Origin of the sequence: Ilumatobacter nonamiensis YM16-303 (assembly GCF_000350145.1) — a bacterium.
Lineage (GTDB): Bacteria > Actinomycetota > Acidimicrobiia > Acidimicrobiales > Ilumatobacteraceae > Ilumatobacter_A > Ilumatobacter_A nonamiensis.
Window position 1 is genome coordinate 1 of record NZ_BAOL01000001.1, and the last position, 25,588, is coordinate 25,588.

The window sequence follows — 25,588 nt, forward strand, 5'->3', positions numbered from 1 at the left end:
CCTGCCACATCCCGGTCGACGCGTACGCCCGCCGCAGCACGACGCCGAACGCGCGGATCAGACCGATCCCGATGATCATCCCCGCACCCACCAGGAAGGTGCCGACGGCCACGCTCCCCTCGTCGAAGCGCGGCAGGATCACGTTGTCGATGACCCAGCGGATCGCGAAGCTCGACGCGACCGTCGCGACCGCGAAGATCGTCGCGCCGAGAAAGGACACCAGGAACGATCGCGGGTGCAACGACAGCATCGACCGAATCAGCAACCAATTGCGCCGGAGGCGCTGGAATCGTGGCTGGGCGATGGTCACGCGGCGTTTCTACCAGCGGTCGGCGCCCATAACGTCGTGCCTGATGTCCGACACCTCCGTCGCCGAACCGCGCACACGCGGTGTCACACCGCTCCGCGTCTTGGGATTCATCGGCGCGGTCGCCTTCGTGTCGTTCTGGTTCTGGGCGTTGTTCCTCATCGACAAGACCGCGGTCAACAAGATCGACGACCAGGAGTGGACCGCTCGTGCCGAGCAGATCTGCGAGCCGGTCGAGGTCGAACTGCGCCGACTCGACCTCGAACGCACCGCCGACCTCGACGGTCGCGCCGACCTGGTCGATCGATCGACCGACATGCTCGCGGCGATGCTCGATGACCTCGAAGCGGTCGAACCTTCCGACGAGAAGGGCCGAGCGATCGTCCCCGACTGGATCGCCGACTACCGCACGTTGCTCGACGACCGCTACGCCTACGCCGATCGACTGCGCGCCGGGGAGGACGGTCCGTTCAGCGAGACCCCGGTCCAGGGTGTGCCGATCACCGAGCGGATCGAGACCTTCGCCGGTGACAACGAGATGCCCAGTTGCGCTCCTCCGCGCGCCGGCGTCTTCGGCTGAGGTCGAACGAGCGAACGTCAGGTGAGTCCTTCGGCGATGAGCAGCACACCGAAGACCACGAAGATGATCGCCGCGCCGAACTTCACGGTTCGCTCGGGGAGCCGTGCTCCGAGTTGCTGGCCCACGACGATCGCGAGCGCGTCCGCGGCGACCATGCCGAGCGTGGAGCCGAGCCAGGTGCCGAACACCCCGTGATCGGTGGCCAAGGTGATCGTGGCCAGCATCGTCTTGTCGCCGAGTTCGGCGAGGAAGAACGCCAACCCGACGGTGAAGAACACCGACCGTCCGCCGCGCGCGGCTGCTGACGCCTCGTCGTCGTCGAGCTCGTCACCGCGGATCGTCCACGCCGCGAACCCCAAGAACGCGATCCCGCCGACGATCGAGATGGCATCGGTCGGCAACGCGGCACCGACGACGGCACCGACCAACACGCTCACCAAGTGCACGAGGGCAGTCGCCGCGGTGATCGCGGCGAGGATCGTCACCGCCCGATAGCGGGTGGCGAAGGTCATCGCCATGAGTTGGCTCTTGTCGCCGAGTTCGGCGAGGAAGATGATGCCGAAGCTGATCAGGAATGCGTCCACGTGGTCCTTCCGGTCGGTCCCGGAAGAAGAGGCTGGACGCCCTCGACCGGGCATCTGTTGATGCCTGGTCGAAGGTCTTGCTCACCCGCACAGCGGGCCCGGGGACCGGGGCTCATCACCCAGTGTGTCGATCACCCGGCAAACGAGCTACTCCCCTTCGCCGACCGAGAGGCTAGCCCGGTTCGCGCCTCGAGCGGTCGCCGCTCGCGTTCAGAGCTGGATGACCGCTTCTTCGAACTGGTCGAGGACCTGTTCGGTGAACAGCCTGGCCACGAGTTCGCCGCGGCTGTTGACGTCTGCTTTGGCGAAGACGACCTTGAGGTGGTCCCGGACGGTGTGCGACGAGATCCCGAGTTCGGACGCGAGTTCCTTGGTGCCGAGTCCGCGGCACAACGCGAGCACGATCTCGGTCTCCCGGTTGGACAGGCCGTACGACGACAGGAGCATCGGGACGAGGTCGCTCGCGGTCGCTCGATCGATGGTGACGACGACGTGATCCGGACCGCCGTCGAGTGCGGCGGCGTGCACCCGGAACCAGCACCCGCTGCGACCGCGAACGCGCGTGGTGACCCGGTCGACGCCCCTGCGTCGGGCCTTCGACGCAGCGATCAGGATCGTGCCCGGGATCTCGCTGTCGATGTCGATGCGGAGGTCGTCGAGTTGCGCCTCGGCACCGCTCGTCGCCGACACCATCGCCCCGTCGCGGTCGATGATGAGGACCGCCGGGACCGATGTCGCGGCGCTGTCGGGCTGATGCAGCGCTCGCCGCAACACGACGATCGACGGCTTCAGCAACGCGGTGACGTCACGCACCTCGGTGGGTGAGTACTCGTCGCCGTCCGTTCGGACGAACGCGCCGATCGCGAGGCAGGTGGCGCCGGCCATGAACGCGACACGGAGCTCGTCGCTCCCATCGAAGGTGGAGTAGAGCTTCTGGAAGCGAGGGCTCCGTTCGACGTCGCCGTCGGTCGCGTCGGAGAGCGACGCGACCGGTTCGACTCGGCGAGCGAGATCGTTGAACTTGTTGAAGTCGGGATCGAGCAGTTCGTTGTCCCAGAACGGAACGCACGCCGCCGGTTCGAAACCCGCGACCACCCCACCGGCCGGCAGATGTGTCTCGTGGTCGGTGCTCATCAGCGCGAGGGCGTCGCAGCGGGCCACCCTGCTGATCGCCCGGGCGACGACCGAACATGCCGCTTCCCCGGTCAGCGTGGCGTCGTCGGCCGCTTCCAACAACGAATCACGCGCAGCGGTGAATGCGGCGATCCCCATACGCGAAACGTAGTCGGGTCTCATGGCGGGCGACATCCCACGAACGAGGGGGTCGCACTCCCCCGCCGGGAAACGACGCTCCCCGATGACGGGATTCACGCGGCCGGAGCTGATCCGTACGTTCGCTCCCATGACAGCACAGAGCCCGGTCCTCGTCGCCCGCAACGACGGCGAGCACTTCCACTTCCTCAACAATCTCTTCACCGCCAAGGTGACCTCGGAAGAATCCAACGGCGTCATGTCGGTGATGGAGTTCGTCGGACCGAAGAACTTCGGACCGCCGCTGCACCGCCACGACGTCGAGGACGAACTCTTCTACATCGTCGACGGCGAGGTCTGGTTCTCGTGCGGCGACGACGAAGGCGTCTACGAGACCGGCGCCACGGTCTGGCTGCCCCGCGGCCGACCGCACACGTTCCAGATCCGGTCCGACACCGCGCGTGTCCTCCAGGTCACCACCCCGGCCCAGTTCGAACGCTTCGTCGCTGCTCTCGGGCAGCCCGCCGACGAGCCGGTGTTGCCCGAGCCCGAGGAGATCGACGGCGCTCACGTCGCCGCCGTGTGTGCCGAGTTCTCCATCGAGGTCCTCGGCCCGCCACCGGCACCCTTCGACGAAGGGACACCCGAATGAGAGGCGTGACGAGGCAGAGCCTGTCCATCGCGTTGGCGGTGGGTGTGACTGCCGGAGCGACCGCAGGCTGCGGAAGCGACGAACAGACCCACACGGTGACGGCCACCGACTTCGCGTACGCAGGGATCCCGGAGACGATGTCGGTCGGCGACCAGCTCGAATTGGAGAACGAGTCGGAGACCGAGATCCACGAGCTCGTCGCGTTTCGGCTCGCTGACGACGAGACACGGTCGATCGAGGAACTCGTGGCGCTCCCACCCGATGAACTGCTGGGCCTCGTCAGCCCCGAGCCCGCCGCCGTGCTCCTCGCCGCACCCGGGGGCGACATGATCGCCGCAGTCGGCGACGGGACCTTCGCCGAGCCGGGTCGCTACGGCGTGATCTGTGTGATCCCGACCGGTGCCGACCCCGACGAGTACCTCGCCGCTGCCGCCGAGTCCGACGGCCCACCAGACGTCGCCGGCGGCCCGCCCCACATCGTCTCGGGGATGTTCGACGAGTTCACCGTCGAGAACTGACCACTTCCACAGAGGACGCCACGCGCAGATCACCGGGCTCAGCACGATCTCCCGGATGATCCACCTCCAGTTCCCCGACGGTCGCCACCTGCTCACCGGCACCCTCGTCCGCAGTCGGCTCCGAAACAAGAACTCCAACGACCAACCCGATCTGTTCGTGCGGGCATTCGGCTCAGCCGCCACCGAGGTCGGCTGGCCCTGAGCCGCCGGCACGCGCCGTTCACCTGATGGAACGGAGCAGGTGTGCCGCCTTCGCGATCGCACGGCGCGCCTGCATCAGCTGCTTGTCGCTGGTCGGCCGACTGAGCTCTCCCTCGGCGGACGCTTCGCGGAGTTGATCGAACGCCAACTCGTCGAGATCTTCGGCGAGTTGGTCGAGCCGTTCGGCATAGCTCTCGTAGTCGGTCATGAGCGCAGCGCACGAGCGACGATGTCGACCGGATGCTCGACCGGCAGAGCCCGATCCGCGAGAACCCCTTCGAGATGCATCGAGCAGCCCGGGTTCGCACTCGCGAGGACGTCGATGCTCTCGGCCGAAGCCAGCGCCCGATCGATCGACGCGACCTTCCGATCGCGGATCTGCCCGGCGAGTTCGGGCTCGAGCGCCGAATACGCCCCACCGGCTCCACAGCACAGGCCGTCGTCGTCGAGTTCGACCACGTCGGCGACGTGGCCGAGCAACGTGCGCACGGACGAGTCGACGCGCTGGACGTGGCGAAGGTGGCACGGGTCCTGGACCAGCACCCGCAATCGTCGGCCCGACGGTACCGGCAGCTGATCCACACGTTCTGCCAGCCACTCGTTCACGTCGACGACCCGCTCCGCGAACCGCTGGGCGTCCGGCGTCCCGACGATCGAGCCGTACTCCTTCATCGCCGCACCGCATCCGGCCGAGTTCACCACGATCGGTGCGTCACCGGGCATCGAGGCCATGACGCGTTCGGCCATCGCGACCGTCTCGGTGTGCAGCCCGGCATGGACGTGGAGTGCCCCACAACAGGCTCCTTGCGAGCCTGGGACCCGATACGTCGAGCCGACGGAGGTGATCAGTTCGGCGGTGGAGTGGTGTGTCGAACGCTGCCACGCGTCCATCACGCAACCGGTGAACAGCCAGACGTCGTCACCCGTCGAAGCCAACGGTGCGGGTCGCCGGAGCGGAACCGGCGCCAGACCGAGTCGACGCGGCACCAGCTTCATCCGCTGGGCCACCGCCAGGACGGTCGACCCGGCGAGCAACGCCCGGTGGTGACCGAGCGCACGGAGGCCCAGGCGTTGCCACCACGGGGTGATCTCGCGCTCGTTCGCGAGCGCTTCGCGGGTCTGTTCCATCAACGCCCCGAACTGGACGTTGCTCGGGCACGCCGGCTCGCATCCGCGGCACTGCACGCACGTCTCCATGAACTCGACGAACTCGGCGTCGATCGGCGCGCCGTCGTTCTGCACGCCGCGCATCGCGTCGATCCGACCCCGAGGCGAGTAGGCCTCCTCGCCGGTCACGCGAAACGTCGGGCAGTGCGGCAGGCACAGCCCGCACGAAACGCACGCCGACAGCTTCTCAGCGTCGAGATCGAGAACAGATTCGGGCACGGGGCGAACTCTACGCGGCGGACCGGTACCGTCGGCGTCCGTGCCCGAGGGACACACCATTCACCGCATCGCTCGGGACCACTCGAAGCTGCTGACGGGCCGACCCGTGCACGTCTGGAGTCCGCAAGGCCCGTTCGCGCCCGACGCCGCGCGCGTCGACGGCGCCACGCTCGAACGAATCGAGCCGTACGGCAAACATCTCTTCTACCACTGGTCGACCGGCGAGATCGGACACGTCCACCTCGGCCTGTTCGGCAAGTTCAAGGTCTTCACCGACGACGACCGACCCCAGCCGCAGGGTGCGATCCGGATGCGGCTCGAGTCCGACTCCGCGACGATCGATCTCTCGGGCCCGACGGCCTGCACGATCGACGATCCGTCGGTCCGCACCGGGATCCTCGCCCGGCTCGGGCCCGATCCGATCATGAGACGTGCGAACCCACAGCAGATGTACGACAAGATCTCGAAGTCGCGGCGTGGGATCGGCGACCTGTTGATGGACCAGTCGGTCGTCGCCGGAATCGGCAACGTCTACCGCGCCGAGGTGTTGTTCGCGTGCGGGATCCATCCGTTGCGGCCGGGGACGGACCTCGATCCGGCCGAACTCGAACTGCTCTGGACCACCATCACGCGCATGCTGCGCCGAGGCGTCAAGGACAACCGAATCGTCACGATGACCCGCGCCGATTCCGACGTTCCACGCAATCGACCGATTCCTCGGGCGGACGCCACCTACGCGTACAAGCGTGACCACTGCGTGCGCTGCGGCACGGAGATCCAGCACCTCGACATCGCCAATCGGACCAGCTACCACTGTCCGACCTGCCAACCCCGCTGACCGAACACCGCCGGCCTCACGCCTCACCCCAAAGCGTTCTCGTCGCGCAACCGCCCGGCTCGCGCATGGATTCGCGACGTGAAGGCTGCGCGACGGCCGATCGCGGTCAGAGCACGTCGAACCAGACTCCGTCCTGCGCGGTTCCCATGTAGTTGATGTGGATCTCGTCGCCGATCTCGATCGTGCGGGTTGCGGTCACGACCAGTTCGTCACCGGTCTCGAGGGTGGTCGCGTTCGAGTCGTACGAGTGGTTGTACAGCGAGCCATAACCGAGCGCGAGCGCAGTGCGACCATCCCCCCATCCGAACACGTACCCCTCGGCGCCCGACTCCAGGTCGTCGCCCCGATCGGGCTCGGCAACGAGCATCGGGCACCGCTCGATCTCCTCCCCCTTCGCGAATCGACGGGTCGCGAACACGCCGCGACCCGCTCCCGACGGAGAGACCTTGACCTCGAGTCCTGCTGGCACGGTCGTACAGTCAATCAGCTCACTGCGCCCTCCACGCCGGAGCACTCGGTTCACCCCGCCAGTAGGCCAGTCGTCGCTCGGCCTCCGGCCGCGCGGCCGGGTCGACGAGCGCCACCTTCCAGCGCATCAACGTCGCCGAGACCAGCCGAAGCTCCGCGAACGCGTCGGCATGACGGTCGCCGACACCGGTCCAACCGGCGCCGTCGGCGAACGATTCGTACAGGCCGGGGGTGCCTCCCCATCGCTCGGACCACGTCATCAGCGCGGAGTGGTCCCAACCCCGTGGCGCGAGGCAGAGCAGGTCCCAGTCGATCAAGACGGGGCCGTCGGCGCTCATGATCACGTTTCCCGGGTGCACGTCACCGTGACAGACGACGACGTCGTCCGATTCCACGAAATCATCCCATCCCCGATGCCGCTGGATCGCCGCCCGGAGACCGTCCGCGGCCTCGGCATCGAGTTCGTCGGCCACCTCGTCGAGCAAGCTCTCGTGGTGCCACCACGGAAACTCGTTCGCGTACGGCACCGGCAAGTCGCTGGGGAGTCGGGACCGGTCGATCTCGTGGACGTGCTCGACCATCGACCCCACCGTCGCCCAGTCGGCGCCCGTCCCTCCGCCGTCGTCACGCGCCGCGATGTATCGCCAGGCCGTCACCGCGAATCCCCCGGCTTCCACCACGTCATCGCGCACGGCCGGAGCGACGGCGATTCCTGCATCGGCCAGAGTTCGAGCGAGTTCGAGCGACGCCGACGCCGGCCCGTTCGGCTTGGCGACCCGCAGGACCGATTCGCCACAGCGATAGATCGCGTTCATCCCGCGCCGCAGGACGACCGGCTGCACCATTCCCCAATGCCGAGCCGCGGTCTCGGCGGCACGAGTCGCCCCATCGGCGTCGACCACTCGGCGGTCGACATACGGCCGCGTCACGACGCGGCGCCGGTCGACAGCGGGTCGATACCGGGGTTCAGCCGTGCCGTCGGATCGAACTGATTCTTGATCCGGTCGTGCAGGGAGCGAATCGCAGGGTCCGGCCGCCGGTCGGGGGCGACCTCGCGGCGGTGAACCACACCGACGCCGATCTCGGCGACGAACGACCCCGGCTCCGCATCCCGGAGATCGACGAGTTCTGCCGGGGGAAACGACCAGCGATGACGTCCGGACAGGTTCGGCGGCCCGTCGGCAGCTTCGAGTCCGCTCGACGCCATCGTCGACTCGAGATCGCCCGGATCGCCGTCGAGCCGGATCCAGGTCGTCGTGCCGTCCCACAGGATCGACACGGGGCGGTACAGCGTCGCCAGCAACTCGAACGGGTCGCGGGTCGACGTGCACCAGCCACTCGCCGGAGGCAACGGGCGCGTCCGCAGGATCACATCGCCGAGGAATCCCAAGGTGCCTCTCGACCCGACCAGCAGCCGGCACAGGTCGAAACCGCTCACGTTCTTCACGGTCGGCCCTCCCGCCTTCGTCACCGCACCACCGGCACCGACGAAACGGGTCTGGAGCAGAACGTCACGCAACGGTCCGTGCCCGAGGCGGGTGACATCGCTCGCTCCGACAGCGAGTGCACCGCCGACGGTCCCTCCTGGAGGCATCGACACGGTCTGGCCGACCTCGGCCAGCGCACGATGCACGTCCGCAACGGGTGTGGCGGCACCGCACTCGACCACCATCTCCGCGGCGTCGACCCGGACGATCCCCGCGGGAGCGCGCACCGTCCGGATCCCCTCGACGGCTCCGCCCCGCGTCGCCATGCCGGCGACCGACACCGGTCCACTGGTTCCGACCGCTGCCGCGAACTCGTCGACGGACTGGTCCATCGCGCCGTCGACCGTCGCCGTCGCGTTCGTGTCGGCACTCACACCCATGCTCCGTCCGGTACGGAGTGCAGGTCGCCACATGTCGCCGGGTTGGGCAGCACCTTGTCCGGATTGGCGATCAGCTGAGGATCGAAGGCCACCCGCAGCGCCTCCTGCGCGGCGAGATCGACCTCGGAGAACATCAGCGGCATCAGATCGCGTTTCTCGAGTCCGATCCCGTGCTCGCCGGACAGCACGCCACCGACCTCCACCGAGAACGTCACGATCTCGCGACCGGCCGCGTGGACCTTGTCCACCACACCGTCCTCGCGTGCGTCGTACACCAGGAGCGGATGGAGGTTGCCGTCGCCGGCGTGGAACACGTTGATCACGTCGATGCCGTAGCGCGCGGTGATCTCGTACACCTTCTCGATCACCTCGGCCAGCCGCGCCCGCGGGACGACGGTGTCGTGGAGGTAGTAGTTCGGTTTGATGTTCGCGACCGCCCCGAACGCACCTTTCCGGGCCTTCCACAGCTCGGCGCGTTCCGCGTCGTTCGCCGCGACTCGGACACTCGCCACGCCTCGGGCGTCGGCGAGTTCCCGGATCCGCGTGACCTCCGACGCCACCTGACCGGCAGGGCCGACACATTCGATCAACAGAGCGGCTGCGGCATGTGTCGGCAGTCCGGCGTGCAGCCACGCCTCGACTGCCTGCAAGCACAGCTGGTCCATCATCTCGACCGCCGCGGGCACGATCCCGGCGGCGATGATGTCGCTCACGAGTTGTGCACCGTCGCCGACCGAGTCGAACTCCATCAGCATCGTCGCCACGTCAGGGTGATTCTGCATCAACCGGACACAGACCTTCGTCGCCACTCCGAACATCCCCTCGGAGCCGACGAACGCTCCGCGTAGATCGAGTCCGTCCGGCTCCGGGTCCTCGCCGCCGAGGGTCACGACCGAACCGTCGGGCAGCACGACTTCGAGCGCGAGGATGTGCGCGCTCGTCACACCGTCGGCCAGGCAGTGAGGGCCGCCGGAGTTGTTCGCCACGTTGCCCCCGATCGAGCAGGTCTGCTGGCTGCTCGGATCGGGAGCGAAGTGCACGCCGAGGTGGGCGATCTGCTTCGACAGGTCGAGGTTGAGCACACCCGGCTCCACCCACGCCTGGCGATTCTCCGGATCGACGGAGATGATGCGGTTCATCTTCGCGGTGGAGATGACGATCGCGTCGTCGGGCGGTACCGCACCACCAGCGAGGCCCGTTCCGGAACCTCGGGCGAGGAATGGCACGCCGAACCGACCAGCGACCGATACGGCAGCCCGGACGTCGGCGGTCGACTCGGCGAACACGACGATCCCCGCGCGACCCGTCATGTTCGACGCGTCCCGTCGGTAGAGCCGGGTCTCGGTCGCTCCGGTCCGGACACGCGCCGGATCGATCCGCTGCCGGAGCGCCGCGGCGACCGCGTCGTTCACTTCGGACGCATCACGATGACGCGGCCGGATTCGACCTCGACACCGTCCACGAACACCTGATCACCGGGTGCCACGTGCTCGGACAACTCGACGAGACGCCCATCGCGACGCGCTTTCAGCTCGTCCTCGTGTTGCGTCATCGCGGAGCGCCCCTCACGGAGAGCGTCGACCACGTGCAGCGCTGATTGCTTCGTGCGCGTCGCCGCCGAACGAGCGACGCCGGCCGGCGACACCTGTGCGGCCTTCTCCTTGACCTTCTTCTTCGCATAGCTCGCACCGGCCGCTCCCGCGGCGACTCCGCCGACGAACCACGTCACTCGCTTCACCATCCGCGCCTCCTCATCGTCGCTTCACCATGCGTCTCTCCTGGGTCGGGTCTCATGCTCGCTTGCGTTTCGGTTCGGCCGACAGTTCTGCATGGTCGGCCTCGGCGCGGCTGACGTCGATCACGTTCGTCGTCGGCGGTTTCCGACGGAGCCGCGACACGGTCCGCGACGCACCCCGGGCGAGTCCGGCGGCCTTGATCGCCGGCGACGAGAACGCAGAGCGAGCAACGGTCGAGCCGACCGCGTCACCGATCGCTTCGGCGGAACCGAGCACGCGGTCGAAGCGCTCGAGATCGTGGCGGGCCTCGTCGACCGTTTCCCGCGCTTCGTCGGCCGAGATCCGCAGGTCGTCGATCAGCATCCGCGTCTCGTCGCGCAGATCGTTCACCTCGGCACGCAGGTCGCGCACCGTGTCGAGGACTCGGAGCAGCACGACGATCAGCGCGGCGAACCCGATGCTGAGCAACACCGCCGCGAGGACGACGACCAGGTCGCCAGCGGTCATTCCGCGACGTCCTGTCCGCGATCGCCACCGGCTTCATCGCGCCGTTCGTTCATGCGCCGGCCCACGTCACGCTCGTCGCCGTGCACGGATGGTTCGTACCACGTCCGCCCGACCAGGGTGTCGGGGAGGTACTGCTGGGCAACCCATCCGGCATCATTGTCGTGAGGATACCGGTACCCGTCACCGTGGCCGAGCGCCGCCGCCCCCTGGTAGTGAGCGTCGCGCAGGTGCGCCGGCACCTCCCCCGTCGCTCCGTCGCGCACATCGGCCCGGGCGTTCCAGATCGCCAGCGCCGTCCGATTGCTCTTCGGTGCCGTGGCGAGGTGAATCGCTGCCTGCGCCAGATTCAGTTGTGCTTCGGGAAGCCCCACGTGTTCGACGGCGTGCGCGGCCGCGACCGCCACCTGCAGGCTGCTCGCATCGGCCAGGCCGACGTCCTCGCTCGCGAAGATCACCATGCGCCGCGCCACGAATCGGGCGTCCTCGCCGGCTTCGAGCATCCGGGCGAGCCAATAGACGGCAGCATCCGGATCGGACCCGCGCATCGACTTGATGAACGCGCTCACGACGTCATAGTGATCGTCTCGCCCGTAGCGCAGTGCGCTGGTGCCGAGTGCCGCCTCGACGTGCTCGAGTTCGACGCGTGTGTAGTCACTCAGCGCGCATGCGACCTCGAGCGACGTGAGCACCTGGCGTCCATCGCCACCCGAGCGTTCGACGAGGAGCGCGATCGCATCGTCGGTGGCCGTCGCCCCTTCGGCTTCGAGACCGCGCCGGACGAGCGTTTCGACATCGGCGGGTTCGAGTGGTTCGAGACGGAACAGCGTCGAGCGACTGCGCAGCGGTGCGTTGACCTCGAAGAACGGATTCTCGGTCGTGGCGCCGATCAGGGTGAGGGTGCCGTCCTCGACGGCCGGCAGCAGCGCATCCTGCTGCGCCTTCGAGAAGCGGTGGATCTCATCGAGGAACAGGATCGTGCCCTGCCCGCGCTCACCGAGACGCTGCCGGGCACGTTCGATCGTTTCGCGCACGTCCTTCACGCCGGCGGTGACCGCCGACAGTTGCTCGAATGCTCGATCGGTCGTTCCCGCGACGGCGAGCGCGAGGGTGGTCTTGCCGGTCCCCGGCGGTCCCCACAGCAGCGCCGACGAGAGTCGGTCGGATTCGACCAGGCGCCGAAGCGGACGGTTCGGACCGACGAGATGCGCTTGGCCGACCACGTCATCGATCGAACGCGGCCGCAGCCGCGCCGCGAGAGGCGCTCGAGTCAGTTTCGCCGTCTCGGCGGCTGCCGCGAACAGATCGTCAGACATCCGAGCGGCTCAACGGTCGTCGGCGAGCAGCACACGGCGGTACGACGGGCGGCGGAACTCCACGACGTTGTCCGCCAGCCATTGCGGCTTGACCCATTTCCACGACTGGAATTCGACACCGTCAGGAACGGGCTCGATGGCCGCGTCCTTGACCTGGAACGTGAACCAACGTTGCGCCTGCCCCATCCGCCCGTTCTTGCGTGGACCATCGGGCCACTCGTAGGCCGTCCACTCCGGGAACTCGGCGACCAGTGACACCTCCTTGGCGCTCAGCCCGGTCTCCTCGCCGAGTTCGCGCCACGCGGCCTCCTCGGGGGTTTCGCCCATGTCGACACCGCCCTGGGGTAGCTGCCACTCCCCCGGGATGTCGCTGCGCTCGAAGGCCATCACGCGACCCTTGTCGTTCGTCACGACCGCGACGACGTTGGCCCGGAAGTGCATGCTCGCCACGAGGTCGAGACTACGGCGATCAGCGTCCGAGACCGCGAAGGCGATCCTGGACGTCGACGAATTCGGGCGCCTCGTCGGCCACTGCCGCGAACCAGCGGCGGGCGGTGATCGTCTCCCCGAGGCGGTCGTACAGATCGCCGAGGACGTACCACTCGCGGAGATGGTGGTCGCGGACTCGCTTGGGCGCCTTGCGACCGTCCTGCATCACCTCGATCGCTCCCGCGATGTCGCCTTGGTCGGCGAGCGCGTTCGCCATGACGATACGTCCCTCGGAGATCACGTTCTGCGCGGGAGATGCAGCCTTGATCTGGTTCCAGACGCGCTCGACCGCCGACCAGCGGCGCAGGCCGCGATAGGCATCTGCGATGACGGGAAGCAGCGCCGGATTCTCGTGCAGTTCCTGAGCCTGCTGGAGCGCGGCGACCGCAGGCTTGTAGCGGCCGAGTCGGTATGAGGCGAGCCCGAGGACCTCCTGCACCGCAGCGACCGACGGCGCTTCCTTGGCGATCGAGGCCGAGATCCGGCGCGCTTCGTCGAACCGCTCCCGGTCGAGCGCTTCGGACGCCTGGGCCAACCGCTCCGACAGACGCTTCCCGCGCTGAGCTCCGAGGGCGTCGACGAGTTCGGCACCGATGTCGGGATCGAGCGGACGCGGTTCACGTCGGGCGTCACCGTCGGCTCCGGCGCGCTGAGCTGCGGCCGAGGCCACGTCACGCACCGATCCTTCGTCGATCCATTCCTCGGTCACCCGTTCATCGGCCCAACGCCGATCGGCGTCGGGATCGCGTGGCGGCCGAGGACCGCCTCGCCGCTTGTCGACCTCGGCCGCGCGCTGTTGCGCCGCGGTGAGCGGCTGATCGAGCTCTTCGCGCCACTTCGGCGAGAACTTGTCGCCACGACTCCGATCGGAGGGGCGCTTGGACCCGGGGCCCCCACGAGATCCCGGCCGGCCCCCACCCGAGCGCTTGTCGGAGCGCTGGTCACCGGACCGACCACCACCCGACCGACCATCGGAGCGTCCACCGCCGGAGCGTCCACTCCCCGCGCGTCCGTCGGGCCGTCCGCCGCCCGAGCGTCCGCCACCGGAGCGTCCGCCGCCCGACCGACCACCGGAGCGTTGCCCCTGCCCCGAACCGGAGCCCGATGGGCGCGAGCCGGACGGTCTGCCGGAGGATGATCGATTCGAGCGCTCAGCAGACATGGCTCACCAGGCTACGGCCTCCACCTGCCAAGACCGCCGGGGGCCGGGAAAACGACGAAAGCCCCGCCGGACTCGAGGTCCAGGCGGGGCTTTCATATGAAGAAATCGGGCGACGTCCTACTCTCCCAGGGGGTCTACCCCCAAGTACCATCGGCGCTGACAGGCTTAACTTCCGTGTTCGGGATGGGAACGGGTGTGACCCTGTCGCTATGGTCACCCAAATCTATATTGTCAAAGGGACGTATCCCTGATGACTCCAGAGCAAGCACGAGCGTTGTTCAAACCAAGCCCTCGGCCGATTAGTACCGGTCAGCTGAGCGTGTTGCCACGCTTACACTTCCGGCCTATCAACGTGATGGTCTCGTCACGGGCCTTACTACGTTTACCGTATGGGAACACTCATCTTCACCCGGGTTTCCCACTTAGATGCTTTCAGCGGTTATCCCTTCCGTAGGTGGCAAATCTGCGATGCCTCTGGCGAGACAACAGACACACTAGAGCTACGTCCGTCCCGGTCCTCTCGTACTAAGGACAGCCGGTGTCAATGTTCCTTCGGTTGCGGAGGATAGGGACCGAACTGTCTCACGACGTTCTGAACCCAGCTCGCGTACCGCTTTAATGGGCGAACAGCCCAACCCTTGGGACCTGCTTCAGCCCCAGGATGCGATGAGCCGACATCGAGGTGCCAAACCTTTCCGTCGATATGGACTCTTGGGAAAGATTAGCCTGTTATCCCCGGAGTACCTTTTATCCGTTGAGCGACCACACTTCCACACGTGATGGCCGGGTCACTATGCCCTACTTTCGTACCTGCTCGACTTGTAGGTCTCGCAGTCAAGCTCCCTTGTGCCATTGCACTCGACGACTGATTGCCAACCAGTCTGAGGGAACCTTTGGGCGCCTCCGTTACAATTTAGGAGGCGACCGCCCCAGTCAAACTACCCGCCTGGAACTGTTCCTGATCCGGATTACGGATCGAGGTTAGAGATCCAACATACACAGGGTGGTATTTCAACAATGACTCCACACTAGCTGGCGCTAATGCTTCCAAGTCTCCCACCTATCCTACACAATGCAGGTCAAATCTCAATACCAAGTTATAGTAAAGGTTCACGGGGTCTTTCCGTCCTTCCGCAACTAACGAGCATCTTTACTCGTACTTCAATTTCGCCGGGTCTGTGGTTGAGACAGTGGGGAAGTCGTTACGCCATTCGTGCAGGTCGGAACTTACCCGACAAGGAATTTCGCTACCTTAGGACCGTTATAGTTACGGCCGCCATTCACTTGGGCTTAGGTTCACAGCTTCGCTCCGAAGAGCTAACCGTTCCCCGTGACCTTCAAGCATTGGGCAGGCGTCACAGGGTATACATCGCCTTACGGCTTCGCACCCTGCTGTGTTTTTGGTAAACAGTCGCTACCCCCTGGTCTGTGCCACCCTCCTCAGCTCGGAGAGTAAATCTCGTCACCAAAAAGGGTCCTCCTTCTTCCGAAGTTACGGAGGCAATTTGCCGAGTTCCTTAACCACAGTTCTCCCGCTCGCCTTAGTATTCTCTACCCGCCCACCTGTGTCGGTATGGGGTACGGGCACCGTGACAGCTCACTGCTGGGCTTTTCTTGGCAGCATGGAATCGATGACTTCGCAGTATGTCGCTCGGCATCGCGTCTCAGTGTTGAGTTCCGATCTCTCAAAAGGAACCACCTACACGCTTACCCCGGGACAACCATTGCCCGGGTTCATCTATCCTCCTGCGTCCCCCGTCAGCTATCCGCCAGCGGCTCGGTCAGTTCGCTCTCCCGAAGGAGAACAGCCCCAACGTTGCCACTCTTGGACCTGGCGCGGTCACGGTGGTACTGGAATATCAACCAGTTGTGCATCGACTACGCCTTTCGGCCTCGTCTTAGCTCCCGACTCACCCTGGGGGGATTAGCCTTCCCCAGGAACCCTTGGGCTTTCGGCGGAGGGGTTTCTCACCCCTCTCTCGCTACTCATGCCTGCATTCTCACTCGATACCGCTCCACGTACCCTCACGGATCCGCTTCTCAGCTGCATCGACGCTCCTCTACCGCGCCATCGACTCGAAAGTTGATGACACCCATAGCTTCGGCTCAGGACTTGAGCCCCGTTACATTGTCCGCGCAGGATCACTCGACCAGTGAGCTATTACGCACTCTTTCAAGGGTGGCTGCTTCTAAGCCAACCTCCTGGCTGTCTATGCAATCCCACATCGTTTTCCACTTAGTCCTGAATTAGGGGCCTTAGCTGATGGTCTGGGCTGTTTCCCTTTCGACCAGCGGAGCTCATCCCCCGCGGTCTCACTGCTGCGCTCTGGAGTATCGGCATTCGGAGTTTGACTGAATTCGGTAAGCTTGTGGGCCCCCTAGTTCAATCAGTGCTCTACCTCCGACACTGAACACGCAACGCTGCACCTAAATGCATTTCGAGGAGAACCAGCTATCGCCAAGTTTGATTAGCCTTTCACCCCTATCCACAGCTCATCCCCGCAATTTTTAACTTACGTGGGTTCGGTCCTCCACGGAGTCTTACCTCCGCTTCAACCTGGCCATGGATAGATCACTTGGCTTCGGGTCTACAGCATGCGACTCTACGCCCTATTCAGACTCGCTTTCGCTCCGGCTTCCCATCTCTGGTTAACCTTGCCACATACCGTAACTCGCAGGCTCATTCTTCAAAAGGCACGCCATCGCGGCCACCCGAAGGTGACGACGCTCTGACTGTTTGTAAACCAACGGTTTCAGGTACTATTTCACTCCCCTCCCGGGGTACTTTTCACCTTTCCCTCACGGTACTGGTTCACTATCGGTCACCAAGGAATACTTAGACTTATGGGGTGGTCCCCACAGATTCATGCCGGCTTTCTCGGTTCCGGCATTACTTGGGATGACAGGCAGGGAGTACATACATTTCGGATACGGGGCTGTTACCCACTCTGGCTGAGCCTTTCCTGACTCATTCTCCTATGTAGCACTTGTACCCTGTGACACTTCTGAAGCAGTGTCTCCTGGTCCCACGACCCCGCACCAGCAACGCCTTCAGGCTTGACACTGGCACGGTTTAGTCTCTACCCATTTCGCTCGCCGCTACTCAGGGTGTCGCGGTTGCTTTCCTTTCCTCGGGGTACTGAGATGTTTCAATTCCCCCGGTTCCCTCCTACTGCCCTATGTGTTCAGGCAGCGGTACCACTCCATGACGAGTGGTGGGTTTCCCCATTCGGACATCTACGGATCGAGGCCTAGTCGACGGCTCCCCGTAGCTTTTCGCAGTCACTCACGTCCTTCATCGGTTCTTGGTGCCAAGGCATCCACCGTTGGCTCTTTGTAGCTTGGAAAGAACAAGATTTTATCTTCTCGTTCGCTTTGAGCAGTCCGAAGACTGCTCGATACTTACGGGCTGATCCATACGGACCAGCCAATAAAGATGCTCGTGCTTGCTCTGCAGTTCTCAAGGAGCCGTCCATCAGCGATGCCGTCAGAGCGCCGGCCACCCGGAGGTGGCGTTGACTCGAGGCCGCTCGCTGCGGCGTGAAGGATCGAATCCCTCAAAACGGAAGAGAAGACGGTGCCTGTCGAAACTCGTCGCACGAGGAGGGACCGAATCCCTCAACCCTTGCTCGGTTGAATTCGACAGACGCACCAGTGCACCAACAGGTGTGTGTCGTACTGGATGGAACAAACGTCCATCTTCAGCAGACAGGCACTCCTTAGAAAGGAGGTGATCCAGCCGCACCTTCCGGTACGGCTACCTTGTTACGACTTCACCCCAATCACCGACCCCACCTTCGACGGCTCCCTCCCAAAAGGGTTGGGCCACCGGCTTCGGGTGTTGCCGACTTTCGTGGTGTGACGGGCGGTGTGTACAAGGCCCGGGAACGTATTCACCCTGGCGTGCTGATCCAGGATTACTAGCAACTCCGGCTTCATGGAGTCGAGTTGCAGACTCCAATCCGAACTGAGACCGGCTTTGATGGGATTCGCTCACCCTCGCGGGATCGCAGCCCTTTGTACCGGCCATTGTAGCGTGTTTGCAGCCCTGGGCATAAGGGGCATGATGACTTGACGTCATCCCCACCTTCCTCCGAGTTGACCCCGGCAGTCTCCTGCGAGTCCCCAACATTACTTGCTGGCAACACAGGATAAGGGTTGCGCTCGTTGCGGGACTTAACCCAACATCTCACGACACGAGCTGACGACAGCCATGCACCACCTGTGTAGCGCCCCGAAGGACACCCTATCTCTAGAGCTTTTCGCTACATGTCAAACCCAGGTAAGGTTCTTCGCGTTGCATCGAATTAAGCAACACGCTCCGCTGCTTGTGCGGGCCCCCGTCAATTCCTTTGAGTTTTAGTCTTGCGACCGTACTCCCCAGGCGGGGCACTTAATGCGTTAGCGACGGCGCGGATCTCGTTGGTTGAGACCCACACCTAGTGCCCAACGTTTACGGCATGGACTACCAGGGTATCTAATCCTGTTTGCTACCCATGCTTTCGCTCCTCAGCGTCAGTTACGGCCCAGAGCGGCGCCTTCGCCACTGGTGTTCCTCCTGATATCTGCGCATTTCACCGCTACACCAGGAATTCCCCGCTCCCCTACCGCACTCTAGTCACAGTAGTATCGAGTGACCTCTTGAGGTTAAGCCTCAAGTTTTCACACCCGACTGACTGAACCGCCTACGAGCTCTTTACGCCCAATAAATCCGGATAACGCTTGGTGCCTACGTGTTACCGCGGCTGCTGGCACGTAGTTGGCCGCACCTTCTTCTGTAGGTACCGTCATTTTCTTCCCTACTGAAAGCGGTTTACAACCCTAGGGCCTTCTTCCCGCACGCGGCGTTGCTGCATCAGGCTTGCGCCCATTGTGCAAGATTCCCCACTGCTGCCTCCCGTAGGAGTCTGGGCCGTGTCTCAGTCCCAGTGTGGCTGATCATCCTCTCAGACCAGCTACCCGTCGATGCCTTGGTGAGCCGTTACCTCTCCAACAAGCTGATAGGCCGTGAGACCCTCCTGGACCGGCGGACCTTTCATCATCTCCCCATGCGGGGTGATGGTGGTATTCGGTATTAGCAGTCGTTTCCAACTGTTATCCCGAAGTCCAGGGCAGGTTTCTCACGTGTTACGCACCCGTTCGCCACTAAGTCTTCCGGAGCAAGCTCCATGGACTTCGTTCGACTTGCATGTGTTAAGCACGCCGCCAGCGTTCATCCTGAGCCAGGATCAAACTCTCCAACAAAAACGTGGCTGATTGCTCAGCAACGAATGTCAGATGAGCACTTCACCGGATGGAATGTCCGTATGTGTGAAGCGTCCAGCTGTATGTGGCCATTCGTGGTCGGCATCGAGCGAACTCGATGCATCTGACGAACGGCCGGTATCCGTGTTGCTGCCGGCTGGGAGGCCGACAGCGAAATTGACAGACAGTCTCTCGCAGCACCCCGAGGGGTACCGACCGGACTGCCCGCACTGGCGTTCTGTCTTCTCTTCCGTTTTCAAGGAGCCGAAGCTCGGAATGCGCTCTACGCTGGGATTTTGCCCCTGCGTGGCGTTGATTCCTTCGCTTTTCCGGCGGCTACTGCCTCCGTGAAGCGAGTAGCTAAGCTAACGCAGCCGGATCGGCGCAGCAACCTGCGTCAGGAAATAATTTCCACGAGGTGGTGGCGCTTCTTTCCACGGCGCAACAGAAGGTACCGATCGTGGAGCGGTTTCTGGTCGCTGAGCTGGTCTTTCGCGGTCAGCTTCGCACCGTTCACCGAGTACGCATTCTGGTCCATGGTGCGACGGGCGTCACCATTGGAATTGGCCAGATCGGTCGCCACCAGCACGTTGATCGTGTCGTCCAGTTCTCGGGCGTGCATCTGCGTGAACGGGATCTCTCCCGAGAGCATCTCGAACGCCTCCGCCGATGCACCGGTCGGATCGCTCGCGAAGAGCACGTCCGCCGCCTCGTTGGCCGCCGCGGCCGCACCCGTTCCGTGCACGAGGGTCACCATGTCGTCGGCCAGGACCCGTTGCGCGAGTCGCTGGTGCGGTGCTTCCGCGTGGTCGGTGACGACCTGTTCGATCTCGGCGACGGAGCGCAGGGAGAAGGTGAGCAGCTGCTGGCGCACGTCGTCGTCGGCCATCTGCATCCAGTACTGACGGAACGCGTACGCACTTGTCTTCGCTGGGTCGAGCCAGACCCGGGCGCCGCTGGTCTTGCCGAGCTTGCTCCCATCCGATGCGGTGAGCAACGGCCAGGAGAATCCGTGCGCGACCGCCTGCCGCTTGCGACGAATCAGGTCGACCCCGCCGAGGATGTTGCCCCACTGATCGGATCCACCGATCTGGATGACGCATCCCTCCGTGTCGAAGAGGTGGAGGTAGTCGTTCGCCTGCAAGAGCATGTAGCTGAACTCGGTGAAGCTGATGCCGTGCTCGGACTTGATCCGGACCTTCACGCTCTCGCGGGCGAGCATCTGATTGACCGTGACGTGCTTGCCGACGTCGCGGAGGAACTCGAGGATGGTGATCGGTTGCGTCCAGTCACGGTTGTCGACGAGCACCCCTCGTTCGGGATCGGTCAGGTCGACCACCCGCCCGAGCTGCTCCTTGATCCTCGCCACGTTGTGGTTCAGCGAATCGTCGTCGAGGAGGTTGCGTTCCTCCGACTTCCCGCTCGGATCACCGATCATCCCGGTGGCACCGCCGGCCAACGCCACCGCCTTGTGGCCCGCGTCCTGGAAGCGACGCAACATCACGAGCCCGATCAGGTTCCCGACGTGCAGGCTGTCGGCGGTGGGATCGCAGCCGTAGTAGATCCCCACGGAGCCCTCGGCCACCTGAGTGCGGAGGTGTTCACGGTCGGTCGAGTCGTGGATCAACCCACGGGCCTCGAGATCTGCGATCAGGTCATGGTCGACGCGGTCCATATCGGTCTCACCGTAGTGTCGGCAGCGTGCGCGACCCATGGAACGATTCCGAGCTCGTCCGTCGATTCGAGGAGCACGCCGGGGCGTCGCTCCCCCGGGCACCGCTCAACGCCGCTCTGTGCACGACCATCGCAGCAGACCGTTCGCTGTCGTCGCTGCTCGGCCACGCCCCCGTCACGCAGCAGCTCCCGGTGCTCCTCCTCGCCGCGATCCACGACCAGGTGCTGCGCGAACCCGACCGGCCACTCGCCGACTGGTATCCGAACCTGACGCCGACGCCGCGAGACCCCCACGATCCGGAGTTCGTCGGCGTCCTCACGTCGTTCGTCCACGAACGGTCACCGTCGATTCTCGGAACGCTCACGACGCGCCGTGTGCAGACGAACGAGGTCGGTCGCTGTGCACTGTTCCTGCCGGCCTTCGCGCTCGTCGCCGATGACGTCGGGCCGCTCGCACACGTCGATGTCGGCTCCAGCGCCGGGCTGACCACGCTGCTCCCCCACTACGCCTATCGCTACGACGACGGACCTCAGATCGGTCACGGGCCATTGATCGAGTGCAGCACTCAGGGGTCGGGGCCCGTGCCGGTGGCGATCCCCGACGTGGTGACGGCGCGCGGGATCGATCTCCATCCGATCGACCCGACCGACCCGACCGACGCACGATGGCTGCAAGCGTGCTGTTGGCCGGATCAGACCGACCGGTTCCAGCGACTCGCTGACGCACTCGCCGTCGCTCGGAGTCATCCCCCGACCGTGGAGGAGGGCAACGCCCTCGACGAGGTCGGCCGGGTCGTCTCCGAGACGGCGGCCGGGGCCCATCCGGTGATCACCACATCATGGGTGCTCAACTACTTCGAGCCGGAAGGACGACGGGCCTTCGTGGACCGACTCGAACGCGTCGCTCAGTCGACCGACCTGAGCTGGGTGATCGCCGAATCTCCTGCGATGACACCCGAACTGCCGCACGGTGACGGTCTCGTCGGCGAGGAACGCACCGCCCTCACGCTCGTCACGTGGCGGGACGGCGAGCGCGACGCCCGGCCACTCGCCACCTGCCACCCCCACGGCTACTGGCTCCACTGGCACGAGTGAACGTCCGTCGGTGCCACTCACCGACGGGCATCGCTCGGTGTCGCAGCGACGGACCACCTGGGTTCGGCTCGGCCGCACCGGCATCAGTACGTTCGACGGGGTGACGATCGACGAGTTGACCTTCGACCCTGAGGCATTGCGGGAGAAGTACCGCCTCGAACGCGACAAGCGGGTGCGAGCCGACGGAAACGAGCAGTACGTCGAAGTGAGCGGCGACTTCTCCAACTTCGTCGACGACCCGTACATCGATGCGGCGATCGAGCGTGAGCCGCTGACCGACGACACGGACGTAATCGTCATCGGAGGCGGATTCGGGGGGCTCCTCGCCGGGGCTCGGCTGCGCGACCGTGGCGTGACGAGCGTGCGCCTGATCGAGAAGGGCGGTGACTTCGGCGGCACCTGGTACTGGAACCGCTATCCGGGGGCGATGTGCGACGTGGAGTCGTACGTCTACCTTCCGCTCCTCGAGGAGCTCGACTACGTCCCGACCGAGAAGTACGTGCACGCCGCGGAGATCCTGGCCCATAGCCGAGCGATCGGCGAGCACTACGACCTGTACGACAACGCCTGCTTCCAGACCGAGGTGACCGCGATGCGGTGGGCCGACGATGAGCAGCGGTGGATCGTTTCGACCAACCGGGGCGACGAGATGCGGGCGAAGTTCGTCGCGATGGCGAACGGCCCGCTGCACCGCCCGAAGCTCCCCGGCATCGACGGCATCAACGATTTCGCCGGGCACACCTTTCACACGAGCCGATGGGACTACGCGTACACCGGCGGTGGACCCGACGGCGGCCTCACGGGACTCGCCGGGAAACGCGTGGGCATCATCGGAACCGGCGCCACGGCGGTGCAGTGCGTTCCCCACCTCGCGGAGGGCGCCGACGAGCTGTTCGTGTTCCAGCGCACGCCGTCGTCGATCGACATCCGTGACAACCGACCGACCGACCCGGAGTGGGCCGCATCGCTCGCTCCCGGTTGGCAGACCGAGCGGATGCAGAACTTCAACGCGCTGGTGTCCGGGCAGCCGCAGCCGGTCGACCTCGTCGACGACGGCTGGACCGACATCATCGGCAAGCTGCTGTTCCGGATCCAACAAGCGGGTGCCGACGCCGACCTGTCGCCCGACGGACTCGGACGGGCGATGGAACTCGCCGACTTCGAGAAGATGGAAGAGATCCGCCTGCGCGCGCAGGAGATCGTCGACGACCCACGCACGGCGGAGTCGCTGAAGCCGTGGTACCGCCAGTTCTGCAAGCGCCCGTGCTTCCACGACGACTATCTCGACGCGTACAACCGGCCGAACGTGACGCTGGTCGACACCGACGGACGGGGGATCGACCGGATCACCGCCGACGGGATCATCGCGAACGGAACCGAGTATCCGCTCGACTGCATCGTGTTCGCGACCGGATTCGAGGTCGGGACCGACTACTCCCGCCGCGCCGGCTACGAGGTCACCGGTCGGTTGGGCGAGACGCTCACCGAGAAATGGGCCGACGGGATGGAGACGCTGCACGGAATCCACTCACACGGGTTCCCCAATCTGTTCATCATGAGTCCGGGCCAGGCAGGCTTCACGGTGAGCTTTCCGCACCTCCTCGGCGAACAGGCCACCCACATCGCTCACATCGTCGACCATGCGCTCGCTTCCGGAGCGACCACGGTGGAGGTCACCCCCGACGCCGAACAGGAATGGGTCCGGACCGTGATCGAGAAATCACGTTCGACCCTCCCGTTCCTCGAGTCGTGTACTCCTGGCTACTACAACAACGAAGGACAGCCGCAGAAGCGGGCAGCGCAGAACTCGACCTACGGCGGTGGTTCGATCGAGTACTTCCAGATCCTCGCCGACTGGCGCGACACCGGCACCTTGCCGGGGCTCCACGTGACCGGTGCGACCCAGCAGCGCATCCGATGAGCTGGCTGACCGCACTTTCGACACCGGAGACGATCACCGTCTCCGAGGCGGACGACGGCATCGCCCTGATCACGCTGAACCGACCCGATCGGCTCAACGCGATCACCTCCACGATGGTCAGCGAACTGGAGCAGGTCGTCGCCGCCGTCGACGCCGATCCATCGCTGCGCGCGGTGATCGTGACCGGGTCCGGCCGCGGGTTCTGCGCCGGTCTCGACCTCCAGGCACAGGGCACAGCGCCGGGCGCTGAGGACGTGCGCCCGACCGTGGCCGGTTTCATGTGGCAGGACCACCTCGCCACCCTGCACGAGCGGATCCACCGATCGCGGAAGCCGTGGATCGCGGCCGTGAACGGTGCGTGCGTCGGCGGCGGCTTCGCGCTCGCGCTCGCCTGCGACATCCGGACCGCCTCGTCCGCGGCCACGTTCGGAGCCGTGTTCCTCAAGATCGGAGTCTCGAACTGCGACATGGGAACCAGCTACTTCCTGCCCCGCCTCGTCGGCGCCTCACGATCCGCCGAACTGTTGTTGACGGCACGCATCTTCGACGCCGACGAGGCGGACCGGATCGGGCTGCTCAGCGCACTCGACGACGACCCGGTGGAGCGCGCCCTGGACACGGCCCGGCTGATCGCCGCGAACGCTCCGTTCGGAACGTGGATGACGAAGGAGACGATGTGGCAGACCGTGGACGCACCATCGCTGCGTCATGCTCTCGACATCGAGAACCGGACGCAGATCATGTGCAGCGCGAACGACGACATCAGCGAGGCGAGACGAGCGTTCGCCGAGAAACGCCCGCCCGAATGGGGCAGTCTCTGACGTGAACCCTGGTCGCTACTCGGCCAGATCGGCGTCCAGCGCCTCGGCGGCCCGTCGCAACTCCTCGAACAGCACGTCACCGAAGCCCGGGTCGTAGGCCGCTTCGGGATTCGCCCGCACCGCCTCGTCGAGACGGTGCGCATCCGCGCCGACGAGGATCCGCCAGCGATCTTCGCGCACCCCGTCGAGGATCACCGTGGCGGCCTCGGCTGCGGACATCGGCGCCATGTCGTGGAACATCTGAGCGGCCACCTTGCCCAGTTCGCGTTCCTCGTCGCTGAGGTCGCGTGACCCGAAGTCGATCGAGTTCTGGATGATCGACGTTCCGATGTGGCCGGGCATCACGACCGACGCCTTGACGTGCGGTGCGTTGACGGCGAGGTCGGTGATCAGCGCTTCGGTGAATCCCTTCACGGCGAACTTCGCGGCCGAATAGGCGGTGTGGGGGCGGTCGGCGCCGATCGACGCCCAGAAGCCGTTGACGCTCGAGGTGTTGACGATGTGTCCGTCGTCGGACGCGACCAGTGCGCCGAGGAACGCGAGGGTGCCCCAGCGCACTCCGCCGAAACAGACGTCGAAGCATCGATCCCAGGTCTCGCGACTGTCGGTGAAGATCGACCCACCACCGCTGAGACCGGCGTTGTTGAAGAGCAGGTTGACGTGATCACTGTCGTGCGCCGCAAGCACCTCGTCGCGGAACACGAACATCGCTGCCTCGTCGGACACGTCGCACTGATGAGTCGAGATCCGAATGTCCGACGCCGGTGCAGCTGCGCGCGCCAGCGCCGCGGCCTCGGCCATGTTCGGCTCCGACACGTCGCACATCGACACGTGAGCCCCGGCCGCCGCCAGTTGCACGGCGAGTTCACGCCCCATTCCCGTTCCGCCCCCGGTGACGACGGCGATCTTTCCTGCAAAATCCTGCACGCTGTGAACCTAGGCCACCCCCGGTCCCCACCACGAAGCCCCACCCG

At 65.1% G+C, this 25,588-nt stretch carries 23 protein-coding genes, 3 rRNA genes and 1 pseudogene; 8 read left to right on the forward strand and 19 right to left on the reverse strand.

All coding sequences use genetic code 11. From position 1 onward, the window contains the following. Positions 1-310: pseudogene (locus ON45_RS00005) on the reverse strand (hypothetical protein); the annotation flags it as partial. A 43-nt stretch (positions 311-353) separates the two neighbouring features. Here ON45_RS00005 and ON45_RS00010 point away from each other — a divergent pair. Then, positions 354-887, forward strand: coding sequence for a hypothetical protein (locus tag ON45_RS00010; RefSeq protein WP_040490934.1), 534 nt, complete (start codon positions 354-356; stop codon positions 885-887). A gap of 17 nt (positions 888-904) precedes the next feature. On the opposite strand, the gene ON45_RS00015 is transcribed toward ON45_RS00010, so the two are convergent. Together ON45_RS00015 and ON45_RS00020 are read right to left on the reverse strand one after the other, a co-directional pair. Further along, positions 905-1,471 carry a TMEM165/GDT1 family protein gene (locus ON45_RS00015; RefSeq protein ID WP_040490935.1) on the reverse strand — a complete coding sequence of 189 codons (567 nt, stop codon included), beginning with the start codon at positions 1,469-1,471 and terminating at the stop codon, positions 905-907. 210 nt (positions 1,472-1,681) lie between these two features. Next, complete coding sequence (locus ON45_RS00020; RefSeq protein ID WP_040490936.1) at positions 1,682-2,743, reverse strand: helix-turn-helix transcriptional regulator; 1,062 nt, start codon at positions 2,741-2,743, stop codon at positions 1,682-1,684. Between the two features lie 130 nt (positions 2,744-2,873). Here ON45_RS00020 and ON45_RS00025 point away from each other — a divergent pair, with 130 nt between their 5' ends. Genes ON45_RS00025 through ON45_RS22850 form a run of 3 tightly spaced genes read left to right on the forward strand, consistent with a single transcriptional unit; the run spans position 2,874 to position 4,094 of the window. After that, entirely contained in the window at positions 2,874-3,374 is a 501-nt protein-coding gene (locus tag ON45_RS00025) for a quercetin 2,3-dioxygenase (protein WP_040490951.1), read from the forward strand. A gap of 5 nt (positions 3,375-3,379) precedes the next feature. Then, the gene (locus ON45_RS00030) at positions 3,380-3,892 is read left to right on the forward strand and encodes a hypothetical protein (protein ID WP_040490937.1); all 513 of its coding nucleotides are present in this window, start codon (positions 3,380-3,382) and stop codon (positions 3,890-3,892) included. Positions 3,893-3,947: 55 nt separating this feature from the next. Further along, the gene (locus tag ON45_RS22850; RefSeq protein WP_158412100.1) at positions 3,948-4,094 is read left to right on the forward strand and encodes a hypothetical protein; all 147 of its coding nucleotides are present in this window, start codon (positions 3,948-3,950) and stop codon (positions 4,092-4,094) included. Between the two features lie 18 nt (positions 4,095-4,112). On the opposite strand, the gene ON45_RS00035 is transcribed toward ON45_RS22850, so the two are convergent. Continuing rightward, on the reverse strand, positions 4,113-4,301 hold the full coding sequence (locus ON45_RS00035; RefSeq protein ID WP_040490938.1) for a hypothetical protein: 189 nt from the start codon (positions 4,299-4,301) through the stop codon (positions 4,113-4,115). Continuing rightward, a complete protein-coding gene (locus tag ON45_RS00040; protein ID WP_040490939.1) occupies positions 4,298-5,479 on the reverse strand; it encodes a (Fe-S)-binding protein in 1,182 nt (393 codons plus the stop codon). Before ON45_RS00040 ends, ON45_RS00035 begins: the two co-directional genes overlap by 4 nt. A 40-nt stretch (positions 5,480-5,519) precedes the next feature. Here ON45_RS00040 and ON45_RS00045 point away from each other — a divergent pair, with 40 nt between their 5' ends. Continuing rightward, a complete protein-coding gene (locus tag ON45_RS00045) occupies positions 5,520-6,317 on the forward strand; it encodes an Fpg/Nei family DNA glycosylase (RefSeq protein WP_040490940.1) in 798 nt (265 codons plus the stop codon). Between the two features lie 106 nt (positions 6,318-6,423). Here ON45_RS00045 and ON45_RS00050 read toward each other — a convergent pair whose 3' ends face one another. From ON45_RS00050 to tyrS, 13 genes are all read right to left on the reverse strand, one after another. Beyond that, the gene (locus tag ON45_RS00050; RefSeq protein WP_040490941.1) at positions 6,424-6,786 is read right to left on the reverse strand and encodes an SET domain-containing protein-lysine N-methyltransferase; all 363 of its coding nucleotides are present in this window, start codon (positions 6,784-6,786) and stop codon (positions 6,424-6,426) included. 19 nt (positions 6,787-6,805) lie between these two features. Continuing rightward, complete coding sequence (locus ON45_RS00055) at positions 6,806-7,714, reverse strand: phosphotransferase (RefSeq protein ID WP_040490942.1); 909 nt, start codon at positions 7,712-7,714, stop codon at positions 6,806-6,808. Further along, the gene (locus ON45_RS20740; RefSeq protein WP_158412102.1) at positions 7,711-8,646 is read right to left on the reverse strand and encodes an FAD-binding protein; all 936 of its coding nucleotides are present in this window, start codon (positions 8,644-8,646) and stop codon (positions 7,711-7,713) included. The genes ON45_RS00055 and ON45_RS20740 overlap by 4 nt, the downstream gene beginning before the upstream one ends. After that, the gene (locus tag ON45_RS00065) at positions 8,643-10,064 is read right to left on the reverse strand and encodes an FAD-binding oxidoreductase (RefSeq protein ID WP_040490943.1); all 1,422 of its coding nucleotides are present in this window, start codon (positions 10,062-10,064) and stop codon (positions 8,643-8,645) included. The genes ON45_RS20740 and ON45_RS00065 overlap by 4 nt, the downstream gene beginning before the upstream one ends. Further along, the gene (locus ON45_RS00070; protein WP_148288450.1) at positions 10,061-10,381 is read right to left on the reverse strand and encodes a hypothetical protein; all 321 of its coding nucleotides are present in this window, start codon (positions 10,379-10,381) and stop codon (positions 10,061-10,063) included. Before ON45_RS00070 ends, ON45_RS00065 begins: the two co-directional genes overlap by 4 nt. A gap of 61 nt (positions 10,382-10,442) precedes the next feature. After that, entirely contained in the window at positions 10,443-10,895 is a 453-nt protein-coding gene (locus tag ON45_RS00075) for a DUF948 domain-containing protein (protein ID WP_040490945.1), read from the reverse strand. After that, positions 10,892-12,208, reverse strand: a complete 1,317-nt coding sequence (locus ON45_RS00080; RefSeq protein WP_040490946.1) for a replication-associated recombination protein A — start codon at positions 12,206-12,208, stop codon at positions 10,892-10,894. Before ON45_RS00080 ends, ON45_RS00075 begins: the two co-directional genes overlap by 4 nt. 9 nt (positions 12,209-12,217) lie before the next feature. Further along, positions 12,218-12,649 carry an NUDIX domain-containing protein gene (locus tag ON45_RS00085; protein ID WP_040490947.1) on the reverse strand — a complete coding sequence of 144 codons (432 nt, stop codon included), beginning with the start codon at positions 12,647-12,649 and terminating at the stop codon, positions 12,218-12,220. Positions 12,650-12,677: 28 nt separating this feature from the next. Then, entirely contained in the window at positions 12,678-13,406 is a 729-nt protein-coding gene (locus ON45_RS22855; RefSeq protein ID WP_040490948.1) for a tetratricopeptide repeat protein, read from the reverse strand. A 557-nt stretch (positions 13,407-13,963) separates the two neighbouring features. After that, positions 13,964-14,080: ribosomal RNA gene (gene rrf / locus ON45_RS00095) — 5S ribosomal RNA — on the reverse strand. A 58-nt stretch (positions 14,081-14,138) separates the two neighbouring features. Further along, positions 14,139-17,206: ribosomal RNA gene (locus ON45_RS00100) — 23S ribosomal RNA — on the reverse strand. Between the two features lie 376 nt (positions 17,207-17,582). Further along, a 16S ribosomal RNA gene (locus ON45_RS00105) occupies positions 17,583-19,103 on the reverse strand. Together the 16S, 23S and 5S rRNA genes form the textbook arrangement of a ribosomal RNA operon. A 397-nt stretch (positions 19,104-19,500) precedes the next feature. Beyond that, the gene (gene tyrS / locus ON45_RS00110) at positions 19,501-20,778 is read right to left on the reverse strand and encodes a tyrosine--tRNA ligase (RefSeq protein ID WP_040490949.1); all 1,278 of its coding nucleotides are present in this window, start codon (positions 20,776-20,778) and stop codon (positions 19,501-19,503) included. A gap of 26 nt (positions 20,779-20,804) precedes the next feature. On the opposite strand from tyrS, the gene ON45_RS00115 reads away from it, so the two are divergent. The 3 genes from ON45_RS00115 (at position 20,805) to ON45_RS00125 (ending at position 24,614) form a co-directional block, all read left to right on the forward strand. After that, a complete protein-coding gene (locus tag ON45_RS00115) occupies positions 20,805-21,872 on the forward strand; it encodes a DUF2332 domain-containing protein (protein WP_051062149.1) in 1,068 nt (355 codons plus the stop codon). A 100-nt stretch (positions 21,873-21,972) separates the two neighbouring features. Beyond that, positions 21,973-23,793: a flavin-containing monooxygenase gene (locus tag ON45_RS00120; protein ID WP_040490954.1), complete on the forward strand. Its 1,821-nt coding sequence runs from the start codon at positions 21,973-21,975 to the stop codon at positions 23,791-23,793. Further along, a complete protein-coding gene (locus tag ON45_RS00125) occupies positions 23,790-24,614 on the forward strand; it encodes an enoyl-CoA hydratase/isomerase family protein (RefSeq protein ID WP_051062150.1) in 825 nt (274 codons plus the stop codon). Before ON45_RS00120 ends, ON45_RS00125 begins: the two co-directional genes overlap by 4 nt. Positions 24,615-24,629: 15 nt before the next feature. On the opposite strand, the gene ON45_RS00130 is transcribed toward ON45_RS00125, so the two are convergent. Continuing rightward, on the reverse strand, positions 24,630-25,541 hold the full coding sequence (locus ON45_RS00130; RefSeq protein ID WP_040490950.1) for an SDR family NAD(P)-dependent oxidoreductase: 912 nt from the start codon (positions 25,539-25,541) through the stop codon (positions 24,630-24,632). Between the last annotated feature and the right edge of the window lie 47 nt (positions 25,542-25,588).